Here is a 12,852-nt window from a genome sequence, read left to right on the forward strand (position 1 = left end):
GGGAGGAGCCCGCTCGGGGAGAGTTCGACGCCCGCAGAACGCTCGGGGGAGGAGCGTCGAACCACGGGAGACGCACACCACATCGTGCCGTCCAAACGACCTCGAACATCGTTCCATACTGGTATGGCCAAATCAAGGGTTTCACTGCTGGAGGATCGCTGTGCCTGACACCACTCCGGACGACCAGGTCGTCCCCCGGGGGCGGCCCGCTGCGCTCCTCGTGCTCATCGTCGTCGTCGGACTCGAGTTCCTGGCGATGGCAGCGGTGACCGTCTTCCTGCTCGTCGAGCTGCTCACGGCGGCCGCAGCGAACGTCGCCTCGGCCATCGCACTCGTCGTCCTGGCCGTCCTCGCCACCGTGTGGCTCGGCGCGATGCTCGCCGGGCTCCGCCGTGGCCGGGCCTGGGTCCGGAGCGGCATCATCGTCTGGCAGGTGCTGCAGGGAGCCCTGGCGATCGGTGCGTTCCAGGGCGCGTCGCGCGTTCCTGCTGTCGGGTGGGCGCTGCTCATCCCCGCGCTCCTCGCGATCACGCTGGTCCTGTCCAAGTCGGTGACCGCTGCCCTCGTACGACGCGACTGACGTCCCCCGATGTCGTACGAGGACCGACTCCGGCGGGGTCAGACCAGCCCGAGCTTCTTCCGCAGGCTCGCCACGTGGCCGGTGGCCTTGACGTTGTAGAGCGGCAGCTGGACCGCGCCGTCCTCGGCGACGACGATCGTGGACCGGATGGTGCCGGTCACGATCTTGCCGTAGTTGTTCTTCTCGCCCCAGGCGCCGTAGGCCCGGTGGACGGCGAGGTCCGGGTCGCTGAGCAGGGGGAAGCTCAGCGCCTGCTCGTGGTGGAAGCGCTGCAGGGCGGGCAGGTCGTCCTTCGAGACGCCCAGCACCTCGTAGCCGGCAGCCTGCAGGGAGGACATGTTGTCGCGGAAGTCGCAGGCCTCGGTCGTGCACCCCGGGGTGGAGGCCGCAGGGTAGAAGTACACGATGACCTTGCGTCCGCGCAGGTCGGCGAGCGAGTGCTCGGTACCGTCCTGGTCGGGGAGGGTGAAGTCGGGGGCGGTGTCGCCGGCGGCGAGACGGTCGCTCAAGTGGGGCTCCTGTTCGTTCGGCGCCCCGAGTGGTCAAGGGCACGCAGAAGTCATGCTATTGTTGATTCCCGTCGCGGGGCGCACGCCGAAGCGGCAAGACAACTCCACACACGCACCTCTAGCTCAATTGGCAGAGCAACTGACTCTTAATCAGTGGGTTCTCGGTTCAAGTCCGAGGGGGTGCACCAGAAGTCCAGATGAGGCCCGGGATCGCGAAAGCGGTCCCGGGCCTTTTCTCGTTGGGCCAACGGAAACCCAACGCTTTCGGCGTCAGCGGCCGAGCTGCTCGAGGTGTTCGCGGACGTCAGGCGCGTCGTGGATCCGGCCTGTGTAGTGCTGCTCGGTGACGCGGGTGTTCGAGTGCCCGAGCAGCGCGGCCGCGGTGTCGAGGTCGACCCCGTCGCGGATGAGCTTGCCGACGGTCTTCCGGAACGACTTCGGGGTGATCCAGTCGTCGTACCCGTGGTGGTCGCGGAAGTCGCGCCACTGCCGGCGCATGTTGTTCGGTGAGCGGAGCGTCCCGGTCGACGACGGGAACACCCACTCCGTGTAGGCGTCTGCGCGGCGCTGCATGAGCATGGCGACGGCGAACGGGGGCAGGGGGAGCCTGCGCCACGACGAGGCTGTCTTCGGGTGCTCCTGGCGTTGCAGGCCCTCGCCGCGGACCTGGACGACGGTGCCGGTGATCGTGACGGTCGGGACGTCGGCGCCGAGGTCGACGTCCACCCACCGGATGGCGAGCAGCTCGCCGGTCCGGACGGCGGTCGCCATGAGCATGTCGACCAGGTCGCCGAGCTCCGCGGTGCGTACCCGGCCGCCCTTGTCGATGCCGGTGTCCCAGGCACGGAGCCGCTGCCGGAGCACGACGACGTCGGCTGATGCGATGGTCAGCACCTCGCCGCGGGTGACGGCGACGGCGCGTGCCTCGGTGACGGGGTTCGTGCCGGCGGCGCCGTGCCGGACGGCGAGGGAGAACATGCCCTTCAGGATCACCCGGGCGGTCTTCGCCGCCGAGGGGGACTTCGCGATGAGCGCGCCGAGGTGCCTGTCGACGACGGGCACGGTGACCTCGCGGATCCGGAGAGCGCCGAGCGCGGGCTCGATGTGGGTGCGGAGCGATCGCCGGTACGCCTCGAGGGTGCCGGATGCGACCTTCCGCTCGAGGAGCGTGTCGTACCAGCGGTCGGCGAGGACCCGCACGTGGCTCTCGGCGGTGATCTCGCCGCCGTGGAGGCGTGTCCGGTCCCGGAGGTGCTCGACGAGCGTGTCCTCCGCCTGACGGCCCGTGGAGCCGGTGCGCTCGACGAGTCGGGTGACGCCGTCGAAGTCGCGGAAGCGGGCCTTCGCGACCCAGAGCTTCCCGCGGCGGCTGCGGGTGATCTGCCCCCAGGTGCCGAGGACGAGTGGTGGGCGGGGCATCAGGCGCTGACGAGCCGGTGGCCGGCGTAGATGCGGGGGCCGAACTTGCGGAGCACGTAGCGGCGGAAGTCGTGGACGACGGCGGGGGTCACGTTGAGCTCCTCGGCGATGTAGTGGGTGTCGGGGCTGACGCGCTCGAGGGCTGCGTAGTCCTCGGGGTGCACGAGCAGCGTCGCGGCGTAGGAGTCGGCCTGGCGCTCGATGGCGCTGTCCCGGCCGGTGTCGCAGGTGTGCCCGTGGAAGACGTGCCCGAGCTCGTGCGCGAGGACGGAGCGCCGCTCGGACGGTGTCAGTCGGATGTCCAGGTAGATGCGGCTCTCGAGCGGGGAGTAGGCGCCGAGGAGGTCATCGGGCAGGTGCCCCATGACGACGCGGACGCCGTAGTCCCGTGCGATGTCCATCAGCTCTCTCACGTTGCCCCCGTGGGTGGTCAGTCGGCAGCCGGTTCGTCTGCCTTGCGCTGGCCGCGGCGTGCGGCCTTGGGGAGGGCCTCGAGGTGCGACGTGTCAGGGATGACGTCGTAGTCCTCGGAGGTGTCCTCATCTTGCGGGGTGGGTACGACACTGAGGTTCGGCTTCAGGCCCCAGCGTGCGAGGTCTGCGGCGTCGGCGGCAGCGAGGGTGTCGAAGTAGGTGGCACCGTGCCGGCGGATAGCGATCTCGGCGTTGCGGAGGATCTCGGCGGGCTCGATGTCGAGTCCGTGGCAGAGGCGGCCGAGCTCTTCGACGTCGATGACGCGGGCGCCGCGGAGGCTCTTGGAGACGGTCGAGTAGGGGAGCCGGCTGCGTTCGCCGAGCTCGCGGACGCCGATGTTGCGGCGGCTCGATTCCGCACGCAGCTCAGCGCTCACTGCCTGGCTCAGCGGACCCAATTCACGACTGTTCGTTCCCATGTGGAAAAAACTAGCCAGAAATGGAAACAACCACAAGTCTCCCTTGCGGCGGACACACATGGGCGCATACTGGTCCACATGGAAACACAGAGCTACAGCGAGCAAGTGGCGGGAGAGGTCCGAGCGGCCATCGGACGCGCCGGCCTGACGCAGTCCGCCGTGTCGACGAAGACCGGCATCTCCGGCGCGACGCTGTCCCGGAAGCTGTCCGGGAAGGTCGCGTTCGACGTCGAGGAGCTCAACGCGATCGCCGAGGCGCTCGGCCTCGTCACGTACGAGCTGATGCCCCGGACGAAGCCGGCGGCGCAGCGCGCTGAGGCGCTGGCGGTGGCCTCGTGAGCATCGACCTCGCTCAGACCCGACCCGACGACGAGCAGCTCGTCGACATCGCCAGGGCGGCCGAGTACCTCGGCCTGAAGGTGAAGACCCTCTACGAGTGGCGTCGCCTCCGGAAGGGGCCCGTCGCGACGAAGGTCGGGCGCCTCGTGAAGTACCGCCTCGGCGACCTGCGCGCGTACGTCGCCGCGCAGCGCGACGCCGCCTGACCTCTCTCCCCCTCTGATCTTCTGCCGCCCGGCTACCGACAGCCCGGCGGGATCACTTCTCTCACCCCGAAGGGGCAACGACATGTTCCGTGGTACCTCCATGCCTGCAGCCGGGCGGAAGCTCGCTGCGCTGATCCGCTCGGAGGAGCTGATCTTCGACCACGACGGCCACATCTGGCGCGTCCACTCCACCGCTCAGGTGCACGACCAGGTCGTGCTCACGATTCGCAACGAGCTCGGCGAGCGGTCCGTCGTCGAGGTCCCGCTCGATGCGACGCTGCCGGTCCCGATCACTGGGACGACGGAGGGGCAGCGGACGTTCCTCCGTGGCGCTCCGTGGTTCCTGTTCGCGATCGTCGTCGCGCTGATCTCGTGGGTGGTGGAGGTCCCGATCGCTGGCGGCCTGCTGCTCCTGGTGGTCGTGTCGGTGCTGATCGGTGCGGTCGCGATGCTGACGCCGCCGCGAGGTGTCCGATGAGCGCCGACATCCAGCAGGCCCGTGCCGCGCTCGCGAAGTGGCGCAAGGGGAGCACGCCTGGCCCGTGGGGCATCAGCGCGACCAGCAACGAGCTGCGAGCACGTGACCCGTGGAACGGCTTCTTGCTCGGCACCTGGGCGAACGCTTCCGGAGCAGACCAGGCCTTGATCGTCGGTACCGCGGGCAACCCCGAACTCTGGGACTCGCTCGACGGGATGCTCAAGGTGGCGAACGAGTGGAAGCACGGTGCGCCGAGCAAGAACGTCATGTTCGTGAAGCACGCCGAGCGCATCGCCGCCGCGATCATCGCCGCCGACGAAGCGATGAGCCGGTGAGCGCCGTGGAGCTGCCGGTGCACCTGCAGATCGCTCTCGCGGAGTACCCGCAGTGCCAGAAGCGGACGCGGCGGACGCAGGAGCACGTCGAGCGGTGCGCGAAGCCGTCGGAGTGGGCGATGCGGTGCAACCACTGCGACGCGGTGTCCTTCGTCTGCGAGGAGCACGGCGCAGAGATCGCGGACTTGCAGCGTCCACAGGCGTGCTCGGCGTGCAACACGGTCGGGCTGGTGCCGTTGCGGTGGACGTGGACTCACCTGCGGTGCGGCTCGTGATCATCGTCGGCCTGGACCTGTCTCTGGCGAGCACAGGGGTCGCGGTGATCCGAGACGGGCAGGTGTCGCTCGAACGGGTCGATGCAGCTGCGTCGGACGACCCGCTGCTGTCGTGGCGTCGCATCGAGTCGACGGCTCAGAGGACGCTCCGCCAGGTGCCGGCCGGGGCGCTCGTCGTCCTCGAGGGGCCGTCGTGGGGTTCTCGGTTCGGGAAGCCGGACGAGCGGCACGCGCAGCGGTGGATGGTCCGTGGCCCGCTCCTCGCGTGCGGTCACGTCGTCGTCATCGTGTCACCCCGGACTCGGGCGAAGTACGCCGCCAACGACGGCAAGGCGCAGAAGCGGGCGGTGCTCGCGTCGATGCGGGCCCGTCATCCCGATCTGACGATCCGGGACCACAACGTGGCCGACGCTCTCGCCCTCGCGGCGATGGGTGCGCGGTCCTTCGGCTCACCGATCGATGGAAAGCCGAGCAAGCAGCAGATCGAGGCCATGGGCGCAGTGTCCTGGCCTATCAACGAAGGGAGCGCGTCGTGAGCGTGCAGATCATGAAGCGGAAGCTCGAAGAAACCCGGGACGGCCTGCAGGAGGTGGACGTCGACGGGGCGCTGGCTCACGCGCAGCTGGGGCACAAGGTGACGGCGATCGTCACGTACGAGGTCATCGAGCACCGTGACAACGCGGACGGGCAGTCGACGCTGGTGAAGGCCGTGCACATCGAGCCGATGGGTGGTGACCTGTTGGTGTCGGCGCAGGGGCTGCAGCAGTCGGCGTACCAGGTGCGGACGGGGAACGAGACGCTCGGCATCTTCGACGCTGAGCAGGCCCCGGCGGACGACGAGGACCCGGACGCGACGGTCACCGACTTCGGTGCCGCCCTGGCGAGCCCGTTCGGCGGCGACCAGTGAGCCCCGCGGTGCGGACGTCGCTCCCCGCCGAGCTCGAGGCGCGTGCCGGGGCGTCGGACCAGGACCGGACGCAGTGGCTGCTCGCCCGGGCACAGGGTGCCACGGCGACAGAGGTACGGGACCTGTGGCTCATCGCCCACGGCTTCTCGGCGTACACGTCGCAGCAGAAGCTCATCGACCAGAAGTGCGCGCTGCTCCTCGCTCCGGACGACAAGGCACGGGAGGCAGCCGCCACCGCGACGCTGCTCTCGACACCGGTGATCCTGTGGGGCAAGGAGCGTGAGCCGGTCATCGCGGAGCAGCTGCGGGTGTCGCACGGGATGCTGCCGGAGTCGCGGGTGTTCCGCTCGGCGTCGAACGCACGTCACCTGGCGTCGCCCGACGGTGTCCGCCTGAACGACGCGGGTGAGCTCGAGGTGTCGGAGATCAAGACCGCTGGCATGGACGTCAGCGTCGGCACGGAGGCGTACCGGAAGAAGGGCTACGCGATCCAGCAGCAGTGGGTCATGGGCGTGCTCGGAGCGAAGCGGTCGCTGTACGCGTGGGAACTCCGTGAGGGGCAGCCCGGCGCGTTCGAGTCCGGGCACCCGTTCGGCGTGGACGTCGAGTGGGTCGAGTTCGACGCGGACCTGTTCGCGGAGCTCATCGTCATCGCCGACCAGTTCCTCGAGCGGCTCGACGCAGCGCTGGCTGCTGCTCGTGCCGGCGACGAACAGGTGATCGACGAGGAGCTGGACACGCTCGCCGTGAACTACCTCCGCGGCCTCGACCTCGAGAAGGAGGCGAAGGCGCTGAAGGAACCGGCGTACCGCGCGATGTTCGAGCGGCTGGACGCGGGGGAGGCGGTGGTGCAGGAGTCGCCGCTGGCTCGTGTGTCGTTCACGCCGGCGGTCGTCGAGGAGAAGCCGGTGTTCGGCATCGATCGGGCGGCGGCGGAGGCGGCTCGTCCGGCGGGGCTGTACGAGCGCCTGCAGCTGGCGGAGGACGACTTCGACCAGGCGGAGGCGGCGCTGAAGCGTGAGCGGCTGGCGGTCGAGGCGTTCGAGGCGGAGCACATCCGGCAGACCGGTGTGGAGCAGGTCGTGGTGAAGAAGGCAGCGCTGCGGGTCACCGCGGCCAAGGGCACGAAGGAGAAGGCAGCGTGACGAACGCAGTGGCAGCGCTCCCGTCAACGGGAGACGAGACGAAGTGGACGGCGTCCGAGGCGGCGCTCGTCGAGGCGGCCGGTCTGGTGACGGGCCCGCCTGCAGCACGCCGGCTGGCGCCGCGTCCGGTGGTCGAGGCGTTCCTGATGCACGCGCAGCGGACCGGGCTGGACCCGATCGCGCGGCAGATCTACTGCATCGAGCGTGGCGGCAAGTGGGGCACGCAGGTGTCGATCGACGGTGCTCGGTTGGTCGCCGAGCGGACCGGTCAGTACCGCGGGCAGACGGCGGTGCAGTGGACGGCTGACGGTGTGACGTGGGTCGACGTGTGGCTCGCGAGCGAAGCCCCGAAGGCGGCCCGTGTGGGTGTGCACCGTGATGGGTTCGTGGAGCCGCTGTACGCGGTGGCAACGCTGGACGCGTACAACGCGGGCGGTCCGATGTGGCGGAAGATGCCGGCGCTGATGCTCGGGAAGTGCGCCGAGATGCTGGCGCTGCGGAAGGCGTTCCCGCAGGACTTGTCGGGGCTGTACTCGACGGAGGAGATGGACCAGGCGCAGTCCGGGCGTCCGCAGCAGGCGCCGGTGGTGCAGGAGCAGCAGCCGGCGCTCGTGGAGGAGCCGCAGGTGGCGCCGACGGACTGGTTCGCGGAGGCCGCGGCGGTGTCGTCGAAGGACGAGGCGAACGCGTTGTGGCGGCGGATTCCGAAGCAGGAGCGGTCGGGTGAGCTGCAGGCGGCGATCGGTGCTCGTCTGGTGGCGCTGGCGGAGCCGGTGAAGGCGGCGGAGCCGGAGTGGGCGGAGCAGCAGTCGGCGGAGTCGACGACGGACTGGGCAACGGCGGAGGTGCCGCAGTCGGAGGACGAGGTGGAGACGGTCGACGGTGTGCTCGAGGGCACGGAGGTCGACGGGACGCCGAGCGCCGGCGGGTACGACCGATGAGCCAGATGGATCTGCGACCGGGCATGCGTCTCCGCAGCAAGAGCAACGGGGCAGTGGTGACCGTGCTCAAGGTGCACCAGGACGGCGCCGTGGAGGTCCGTGTCGGCTCCAACGGTCCGACGGCCACGACGAACGCCAACTACCTTGCGTGGTTGTACCGGCCGGTGGACGAGTCGGAGCAGGCGTCGTGAGCGCGGTGGATGCCACGACGGCTGAGGTCGTGGAGCGGCCGCCGCTGGATCCCCGGATCGCGAACGTCTTGGCTTCGGTCGGCATCCACCGGCCGGATCCGGACGACCGGCTGCACGTCGCCCTCGTGAACGCGGTCGGGCGGACGCTACTCGGCGCGTACGGGGACCAGCTCGCTGCCATGCGCTTCGAGGTCGTCGCTGCGCTGCAGGCCGCTGGTGAGGCGTACGCGACTGCCAGGACGGACTACGAGGCGTACATCGACCGGGAGACGGTGCGGCTGGTGATGGGCGCCGACAAGGTCGCTCGGACGCTGGCGGAGCAGATGGCTCGCGCGTCGGACAAGGGGTACGAGCTGAAGCTCGCGTTCCTCCTCGCTGAGAAGCGGGACCAGTTCCTCCGGAAGCTGCTTGATGCGTTCGCGGCTGCCGGTGAGAACCACAGGACGTCGCGTGCGGATCAGCGGGCTGCTGACCGGATGCACGCGCAGGGCTACACGGGAGCGAGCTGATGGCTGAGAACACGATGCTGGTGCGTCGCGGTGACGTGGTGCACGTCCGCGGCTGCGAGCTCATCGGGGGCGCGTACGTCGTCCCGGTGATCCACCCCGACGGGGGCATGAAGTTCTGCACCCGGTGTGGTGCGACGCCGACGCCGAAGGTGATGGCGGGTGCGCTGAACGCCGGCGTGTACGGGAAGACCGTGGCGGTGCCGGAGTCGGGTCTGGATGCGCCGTTCGAGGGTCGTGTGATCGCGATCTCGCATGACGGGTCGATCACGGGCCGCACGGTGACGACGTTCACGTTCGAGCCGGCGCCCGGTGGTCGGGCGCGGGTCCTGACGGTGGACTCGACGGTCCGGGTCGAGGTGCGGCGATGAGCGACTACGACGTCTTCGTCCGGGTGTCCGTGCCGAACGCGGTGTTCAAGACGCTGCGGCAGGTCGCTGACGCTGAGCGGACGTCGGTGGCGGTGGTGATCCGTGAGGTGCTGCGGACCTACGTGCCGCCGACGACCACGCCGCGCGCTGCCGAGGGCAGTGTCGATGAGCAGGTGCTGAAGCTCAACGAGAAGGGCATGACGGACCACGAGATCGCGGCGGAGCTCGGGATCAGCCACTCGTCGGTGGCGAAGCGGCGGAAGCGCCTGCTACTGCCGGCGCATGGCTGGCAGCGCCGCCTTGACGAGCAGCGGAAGGCCGCATCGTGAGCTCGCAGACGCCGGCGCCGCTCCTCGCCGCCCTCGAGGCGCGTGACGGGCGACGGTCGGCGTGGACGGGCAACGAGTCCGACACCCTCGTGCCGCAGCACCGGCAGGGCGGCATGGGCGGCCGTCGGTCGAAGCACCGGCTGTCGAACGTCGTCTGGTTGGAGTCGTCGATCAACGGCGAGATCGAGGCGGATCCGGAGATGCAGGCGGAGGCGGTCCGGCGGGGCATCAAGATCGGCGGCCATGACGACCCGGAGCTGGTGGAGGTGCGGCACGCGGTGCACGGCCTGGTCCTGCTCCGCGACGACGGCGGCGTGCACTACGCGTGGCCGCCGACGGACGGGAGCGCGTCGTGGGGCTGAGCAGGACCGCGGTGCTGGCTCACCTGGCCCGGTGGGAGGCGCACCGGAACCCGCTCGTCGCGGCGATGGCGGAGGGCATGAGGACCCGCATCGAGGCGGGCGAGATGGACGAACGAGAGGAGGAGGAACCGTGAGCTTGAAGGTGATCACGTGGGTGCTGTACGAGGCGCCGGTGACGACGCAGTCGCACCTGCTCGTGCTGCTCGCCCTCGCGGACCGGGCGCACGACGACGGGTCGGCGGCGTACCCGGCTCGGGAGTGGATCGCAGATCGGGCCCGCTGCTCGGTGCGGAGTGTGGCGTCGCATCTGCGGGCGCTCGAGGACGCCGGGCTGATCCGGAAGGGCGACCAGGATCTGGTGTCGCACTTCCGTGCGGACCGTCGTCCAGTGGTCTACGACGTCGTCATGACGGCAGGCAAGTCCTGCACCCCGCCGGTTCACGACGTGCAATCTGACGCGCCACGGGGTGCGAGATCGCGTACTCACGACGTGCAACCTGTTGCACACAAACCGTCCCTCTTCTCCTTCGGAGAAGAACCCGTCCAGAACCCGTCCATCGCGCGGGAGGACGACTGGTTCGAATTGGTCTGGACGGTGTGGCCGAAGCACGACAAGAAGAAGCCCGCTCGGGAGAAGTTCGTGCGGCTCGTGAGGTCGAAGGTGATCGGGCTCGAGGTGCTCGTCGCCGCGATCAGGGACCACGGGCAGGCGTACACGGCAGGCGGTTGGGACGAGCAGTTCGTGCCCGGGCTGCTGCCCTGGCTGAACCAGGAGCGGTGGAACGACCCGCTCCCGCGACCGCGTCATGGACGCATGCAGGAACGACAGGACGACACCCTCGCGCTGATCGCGCGGATGGCTGAGGAGGACGCACGAGATGAACAAGCAGGAGACCGCCGCGCTGTTGGCATGGGCGCAGGGCATCGACAGCCGTCCGCTGACCGAGTTCTCGGCGCGGGCGTGGCACCAGCTGGTGGGCCACGTGCCGTTCGATGAGGCGCTGGCGGCGGTGCAGCAGCACTACCGCGAGGAGCACCGGTGGATCATGCCGTCGGACGTCCTCGAGCGGTGTGCACCGGATCAGCCGCGGCTCGGCATCGACGCGACGGCCGAGCTGATGGCGGAGCAGAAGCAGGCGTGGTGTGAGGCGCACGGCGTGACCGTCGAGGAGTTCGACGAGCACGAGGGCGACACCGAGTGGATCGAGGCGGTGAGCCGCCGTGGATGACGTGCAGCAGTTCGACCAGGTCGCGGAGCAGACCGTCGTCGGTGCGATGCTCCTCGACCGGGACGCCATCTGGACCGCCCTCGACGTCCTGACGCCGGCGGACTTCTACAGCCCGAAGCACGAGCACATCGCCCGCGCCGCGGCGTCCCTCGCGGAGCGTGACGAGCCGTCGGACACGATCGCGGTGATCAACGAGCTGCAGCAGAAGGGCCTCATCGGCAACGTCGGCGGGGACGCGTACCTGTTCCAGCTGACGTCGATGGTCGCGACGACGGCGAACGTCGGCTACCACGCCGACATCGTCCGGCAGAAGGCGATCCGCCGGCGTCTCGCGCAGGCCGGTCTGCAGATCACGCAGATGGGGTCCGCGACCGAGGGTGACCCGATGAAGCTCGTCGACGAGGCGCAGCAGGCGCTCGAGTTGGTGGCGAAGAACACGCGCGTCGCCGTGCACCCGGTCGGGGACACGATCGACGCGACGATCGCCCGGCTGGCGGAGAAGCCGGAGTTCATGTCGACGGGGTTCGAGTCCCTCGACAAGCTGATCGGCGGCCTCGCCGGCGGGAACCTCGTCGTCATCGGCGCCCGTCCCGGTGAGGGGAAGACGATCTTCGGGATGAACCTGGCGACGATGCTCGCCCGCCGCGGCATGGTCGTGTACGTCTCGCTCGAGATGTCGGAGGACGAGCTGCAGTTGCGCCTCATCGCGCAGTTCGGCGAGGTCCACATGAAGTCGCTGCGGAACCACGCGCTGAACGACGAGCAGCGGAAGCGGGTCGCGATCGCCAGGCAGAAGATGCAGGGCGCGCCGATCTTCATCGACGACCGGTCGACGACGCTCGCGGAGATGCGGGCGTTCATCCGGTCGGTGTCGCGACGCGGGCCGCTTGCGGGCGTCGTCGTGGACTACCTGCAGCTGTTCGAGGGCGGCGACCCGAAGCAGTCTCGGCAGGAGTTCGTCGGGTCGATGTCGCGGCAGCTGAAGCTCCTCGCTAAGCAGCTCGGCGTGCCGGTGATCGCCCTGTCGCAGCTGAGCCGGCAGGTGGAGGGCCGGAAGTCGCGGGTGCCGATGCTGTCGGACCTGCGTGAGTCGGGGTCGATCGAGCAGGACGCGGACGTGGTGCTGCTGCTGTCGTACGACCGGAAGACGCCGGCGGATCTGACGGTCGCGGTGGCGAAGAACCGGCATGGGGAGAACGGGGAGGTGTCGTTGATCTGGCAGGGCCAGTTCGCGCGCCTCAGGGACAGGGGTTGGTCGCCGCACGGTGCGGTGCCACTTGACGGAGCGGAGGCCGCCTGATGGCGACGAAGAAGACGATCACGAAGACGACCACCGAGGTCAGGAACGTGTTCACGGTGATGACGGACCTCGGAGACCAGCACGTCTCTCGGCGCTTCGAAGGGGCATGGGCCAGTAGCGAGCGTGACCTCGAGGACCCCAACGTCGTCGGGCGATCGATCGACCAGCAGTTCGCTGAGCTCTGCCAGGAGTGGGGGCTGGGCCACCAGACAGCGCTGAGCGTGTTCCAGATCGAGAAGCGGACGACGCACTACGTCCAGGAGGTCGACATCGAAGCGACCGAGATGAGCAGGCGCGTCGTCGAGACAGGCGCTACGGACGGGAGCGACTGATGGGCGTCACGAGGACGAGAACCGAGACCATCGCCGACGCGTGGGCTGACGACTTCGGCGGCGTGTCCGTCGAGGTCCGCGGCACGCAGGCGCAGCTCGAGATCGCGGAGGCAGCCCAGCTCCGCGACGAGCTGGACGAAGCAATCAGCGCGGCACTGGCTTGCCGCATCGAGAAGGCCGCCCCGGCGGCAGAGACGGAGAACTGA

At 69.4% G+C, this 12,852-nt stretch carries 25 protein-coding genes and 1 tRNA gene; 22 read left to right on the forward strand and 4 right to left on the reverse strand.

Features of this window, described 5'->3' with window-relative positions; genetic code table 11:
* Positions 1-160: 160 nt before the first annotated feature.
* Entirely contained in the window at positions 161-580 is a 420-nt protein-coding gene (locus tag E9228_RS14510; protein ID WP_166781234.1) for a hypothetical protein, read from the forward strand.
* Positions 581-618: 38 nt separating this feature from the next.
* Here the strand turns inward: E9228_RS14510 and bcp are convergent, their stop codons facing one another.
* Positions 619-1,089, reverse strand: coding sequence for a thioredoxin-dependent thiol peroxidase (gene bcp, locus E9228_RS14515; protein ID WP_166781235.1), 471 nt, complete (start codon positions 1,087-1,089; stop codon positions 619-621).
* A 112-nt stretch (positions 1,090-1,201) separates the two neighbouring features.
* Here bcp and E9228_RS14520 point away from each other — a divergent pair.
* A tRNA-Lys gene (locus E9228_RS14520) sits at positions 1,202-1,277 on the forward strand.
* Between the two features lie 82 nt (positions 1,278-1,359).
* On the opposite strand, the gene E9228_RS14525 is transcribed toward E9228_RS14520, so the two are convergent.
* From E9228_RS14525 to E9228_RS14535, 3 genes are read right to left on the reverse strand one after another with little or no spacing between them, the layout of a single operon-like run.
* On the reverse strand, positions 1,360-2,508 hold the full coding sequence (locus E9228_RS14525) for a site-specific integrase (protein WP_166781236.1): 1,149 nt from the start codon (positions 2,506-2,508) through the stop codon (positions 1,360-1,362).
* Positions 2,508-2,909 carry an ImmA/IrrE family metallo-endopeptidase gene (locus E9228_RS14530; RefSeq protein WP_166781237.1) on the reverse strand — a complete coding sequence of 134 codons (402 nt, stop codon included), beginning with the start codon at positions 2,907-2,909 and terminating at the stop codon, positions 2,508-2,510. Before E9228_RS14530 ends, E9228_RS14525 begins: the two co-directional genes overlap by 1 nt.
* 29 nt (positions 2,910-2,938) lie before the next feature.
* A complete protein-coding gene (locus E9228_RS14535; protein WP_166781238.1) occupies positions 2,939-3,358 on the reverse strand; it encodes a helix-turn-helix domain-containing protein in 420 nt (139 codons plus the stop codon).
* A gap of 120 nt (positions 3,359-3,478) precedes the next feature.
* On the opposite strand from E9228_RS14535, the gene E9228_RS14540 reads away from it, so the two are divergent.
* From E9228_RS14540 to E9228_RS14635, 20 genes are all read left to right on the forward strand, one after another.
* Positions 3,479-3,739: a helix-turn-helix domain-containing protein gene (locus E9228_RS14540; protein ID WP_166781239.1), complete on the forward strand. Its 261-nt coding sequence runs from the start codon at positions 3,479-3,481 to the stop codon at positions 3,737-3,739.
* Positions 3,736-3,945, forward strand: a complete 210-nt coding sequence (locus tag E9228_RS17205; RefSeq protein WP_208386184.1) for a helix-turn-helix domain-containing protein — start codon at positions 3,736-3,738, stop codon at positions 3,943-3,945. Before E9228_RS14540 ends, E9228_RS17205 begins: the two co-directional genes overlap by 4 nt.
* Positions 3,946-4,045: 100 nt before the next feature.
* The gene (locus tag E9228_RS14550) at positions 4,046-4,423 is read left to right on the forward strand and encodes a hypothetical protein (protein WP_166781240.1); all 378 of its coding nucleotides are present in this window, start codon (positions 4,046-4,048) and stop codon (positions 4,421-4,423) included.
* A complete protein-coding gene (locus E9228_RS14555) occupies positions 4,420-4,758 on the forward strand; it encodes a hypothetical protein (RefSeq protein WP_166781241.1) in 339 nt (112 codons plus the stop codon). The genes E9228_RS14550 and E9228_RS14555 overlap by 4 nt, the downstream gene beginning before the upstream one ends.
* Positions 4,755-5,033: a hypothetical protein gene (locus E9228_RS14560; protein ID WP_166781242.1), complete on the forward strand. Its 279-nt coding sequence runs from the start codon at positions 4,755-4,757 to the stop codon at positions 5,031-5,033. The genes E9228_RS14555 and E9228_RS14560 overlap by 4 nt, the downstream gene beginning before the upstream one ends.
* Positions 5,030-5,569 carry a hypothetical protein gene (locus E9228_RS14565; protein ID WP_166781243.1) on the forward strand — a complete coding sequence of 180 codons (540 nt, stop codon included), beginning with the start codon at positions 5,030-5,032 and terminating at the stop codon, positions 5,567-5,569. Before E9228_RS14560 ends, E9228_RS14565 begins: the two co-directional genes overlap by 4 nt.
* Positions 5,566-5,940 (forward strand): hypothetical protein, encoded by a 375-nt coding sequence (locus tag E9228_RS14570; RefSeq protein ID WP_166781244.1) that lies wholly within the window; start codon positions 5,566-5,568, stop codon positions 5,938-5,940. Before E9228_RS14565 ends, E9228_RS14570 begins: the two co-directional genes overlap by 4 nt.
* Positions 5,941-5,948: 8 nt before the next feature.
* The gene (locus E9228_RS16820; protein WP_208386186.1) at positions 5,949-7,085 is read left to right on the forward strand and encodes a YqaJ viral recombinase family protein; all 1,137 of its coding nucleotides are present in this window, start codon (positions 5,949-5,951) and stop codon (positions 7,083-7,085) included.
* Complete coding sequence (gene bet, locus E9228_RS14580) at positions 7,082-8,026, forward strand: phage recombination protein Bet (RefSeq protein WP_208386188.1); 945 nt, start codon at positions 7,082-7,084, stop codon at positions 8,024-8,026. The genes E9228_RS16820 and bet overlap by 4 nt, the downstream gene beginning before the upstream one ends.
* The gene (locus E9228_RS14585) at positions 8,023-8,217 is read left to right on the forward strand and encodes a hypothetical protein (RefSeq protein ID WP_166781245.1); all 195 of its coding nucleotides are present in this window, start codon (positions 8,023-8,025) and stop codon (positions 8,215-8,217) included. The genes bet and E9228_RS14585 overlap by 4 nt, the downstream gene beginning before the upstream one ends.
* Entirely contained in the window at positions 8,214-8,726 is a 513-nt protein-coding gene (locus tag E9228_RS14590; protein ID WP_166781246.1) for a hypothetical protein, read from the forward strand. Before E9228_RS14585 ends, E9228_RS14590 begins: the two co-directional genes overlap by 4 nt.
* Positions 8,726-9,094, forward strand: a complete 369-nt coding sequence (locus tag E9228_RS14595; protein ID WP_166781247.1) for a hypothetical protein — start codon at positions 8,726-8,728, stop codon at positions 9,092-9,094. Before E9228_RS14590 ends, E9228_RS14595 begins: the two co-directional genes overlap by 1 nt.
* Entirely contained in the window at positions 9,091-9,423 is a 333-nt protein-coding gene (locus E9228_RS14600; RefSeq protein WP_166781248.1) for a helix-turn-helix domain-containing protein, read from the forward strand. Before E9228_RS14595 ends, E9228_RS14600 begins: the two co-directional genes overlap by 4 nt.
* The gene (locus E9228_RS14605) at positions 9,420-9,785 is read left to right on the forward strand and encodes a hypothetical protein (protein WP_166781249.1); all 366 of its coding nucleotides are present in this window, start codon (positions 9,420-9,422) and stop codon (positions 9,783-9,785) included. Before E9228_RS14600 ends, E9228_RS14605 begins: the two co-directional genes overlap by 4 nt.
* Complete coding sequence (locus E9228_RS14610; RefSeq protein WP_166781250.1) at positions 9,776-9,919, forward strand: hypothetical protein; 144 nt, start codon at positions 9,776-9,778, stop codon at positions 9,917-9,919. Before E9228_RS14605 ends, E9228_RS14610 begins: the two co-directional genes overlap by 10 nt.
* Positions 9,916-10,782 carry a helix-turn-helix domain-containing protein gene (locus E9228_RS14615; protein ID WP_166781251.1) on the forward strand — a complete coding sequence of 289 codons (867 nt, stop codon included), beginning with the start codon at positions 9,916-9,918 and terminating at the stop codon, positions 10,780-10,782. Before E9228_RS14610 ends, E9228_RS14615 begins: the two co-directional genes overlap by 4 nt.
* Entirely contained in the window at positions 10,769-11,014 is a 246-nt protein-coding gene (locus E9228_RS14620) for a hypothetical protein (protein WP_166781252.1), read from the forward strand. Before E9228_RS14615 ends, E9228_RS14620 begins: the two co-directional genes overlap by 14 nt.
* Positions 11,007-12,314, forward strand: coding sequence for a DnaB-like helicase C-terminal domain-containing protein (locus E9228_RS17655; protein ID WP_166781253.1), 1,308 nt, complete (start codon positions 11,007-11,009; stop codon positions 12,312-12,314). Before E9228_RS14620 ends, E9228_RS17655 begins: the two co-directional genes overlap by 8 nt.
* On the forward strand, positions 12,314-12,646 hold the full coding sequence (locus tag E9228_RS14630; RefSeq protein WP_166781254.1) for a hypothetical protein: 333 nt from the start codon (positions 12,314-12,316) through the stop codon (positions 12,644-12,646). Before E9228_RS17655 ends, E9228_RS14630 begins: the two co-directional genes overlap by 1 nt.
* A complete protein-coding gene (locus tag E9228_RS14635) occupies positions 12,646-12,852 on the forward strand; it encodes a hypothetical protein (RefSeq protein WP_166781255.1) in 207 nt (68 codons plus the stop codon). Before E9228_RS14630 ends, E9228_RS14635 begins: the two co-directional genes overlap by 1 nt.

Source organism: Curtobacterium salicis (assembly GCF_011759505.1).
Classification (GTDB): domain Bacteria; phylum Actinomycetota; class Actinomycetes; order Actinomycetales; family Microbacteriaceae; genus Curtobacterium; species Curtobacterium salicis.

Excerpts from the sequence above, each read along its gene's own strand:
- E9228_RS14525 (WP_166781236.1), bottom strand. The coding sequence starts at position 2,508 with ATGCCCCGCCCACCACTCGTCCTCGGCACCTGGGGGCAGATCACCCGC.
- E9228_RS14530 (WP_166781237.1), bottom strand. The coding sequence starts at position 2,909 with ATGGACATCGCACGGGACTACGGCGTCCGCGTCGTCATGGGGCACCTG.
- E9228_RS14540 (WP_166781239.1), top strand. The coding sequence starts at position 3,479 with ATGGAAACACAGAGCTACAGCGAGCAAGTGGCGGGAGAGGTCCGAGCG.
- E9228_RS14550 (WP_166781240.1), top strand. The coding sequence starts at position 4,046 with ATGCCTGCAGCCGGGCGGAAGCTCGCTGCGCTGATCCGCTCGGAGGAG.
- E9228_RS14555 (WP_166781241.1), top strand. The coding sequence starts at position 4,420 with ATGAGCGCCGACATCCAGCAGGCCCGTGCCGCGCTCGCGAAGTGGCGC.
- E9228_RS14585 (WP_166781245.1), top strand. The coding sequence starts at position 8,023 with ATGAGCCAGATGGATCTGCGACCGGGCATGCGTCTCCGCAGCAAGAGC.
- E9228_RS14595 (WP_166781247.1), top strand. The coding sequence starts at position 8,726 with ATGGCTGAGAACACGATGCTGGTGCGTCGCGGTGACGTGGTGCACGTC.
- E9228_RS14600 (WP_166781248.1), top strand. The coding sequence starts at position 9,091 with ATGAGCGACTACGACGTCTTCGTCCGGGTGTCCGTGCCGAACGCGGTG.
- E9228_RS14630 (WP_166781254.1), top strand. The coding sequence starts at position 12,314 with ATGGCGACGAAGAAGACGATCACGAAGACGACCACCGAGGTCAGGAAC.
- E9228_RS14635 (WP_166781255.1), top strand. The coding sequence starts at position 12,646 with ATGGGCGTCACGAGGACGAGAACCGAGACCATCGCCGACGCGTGGGCT.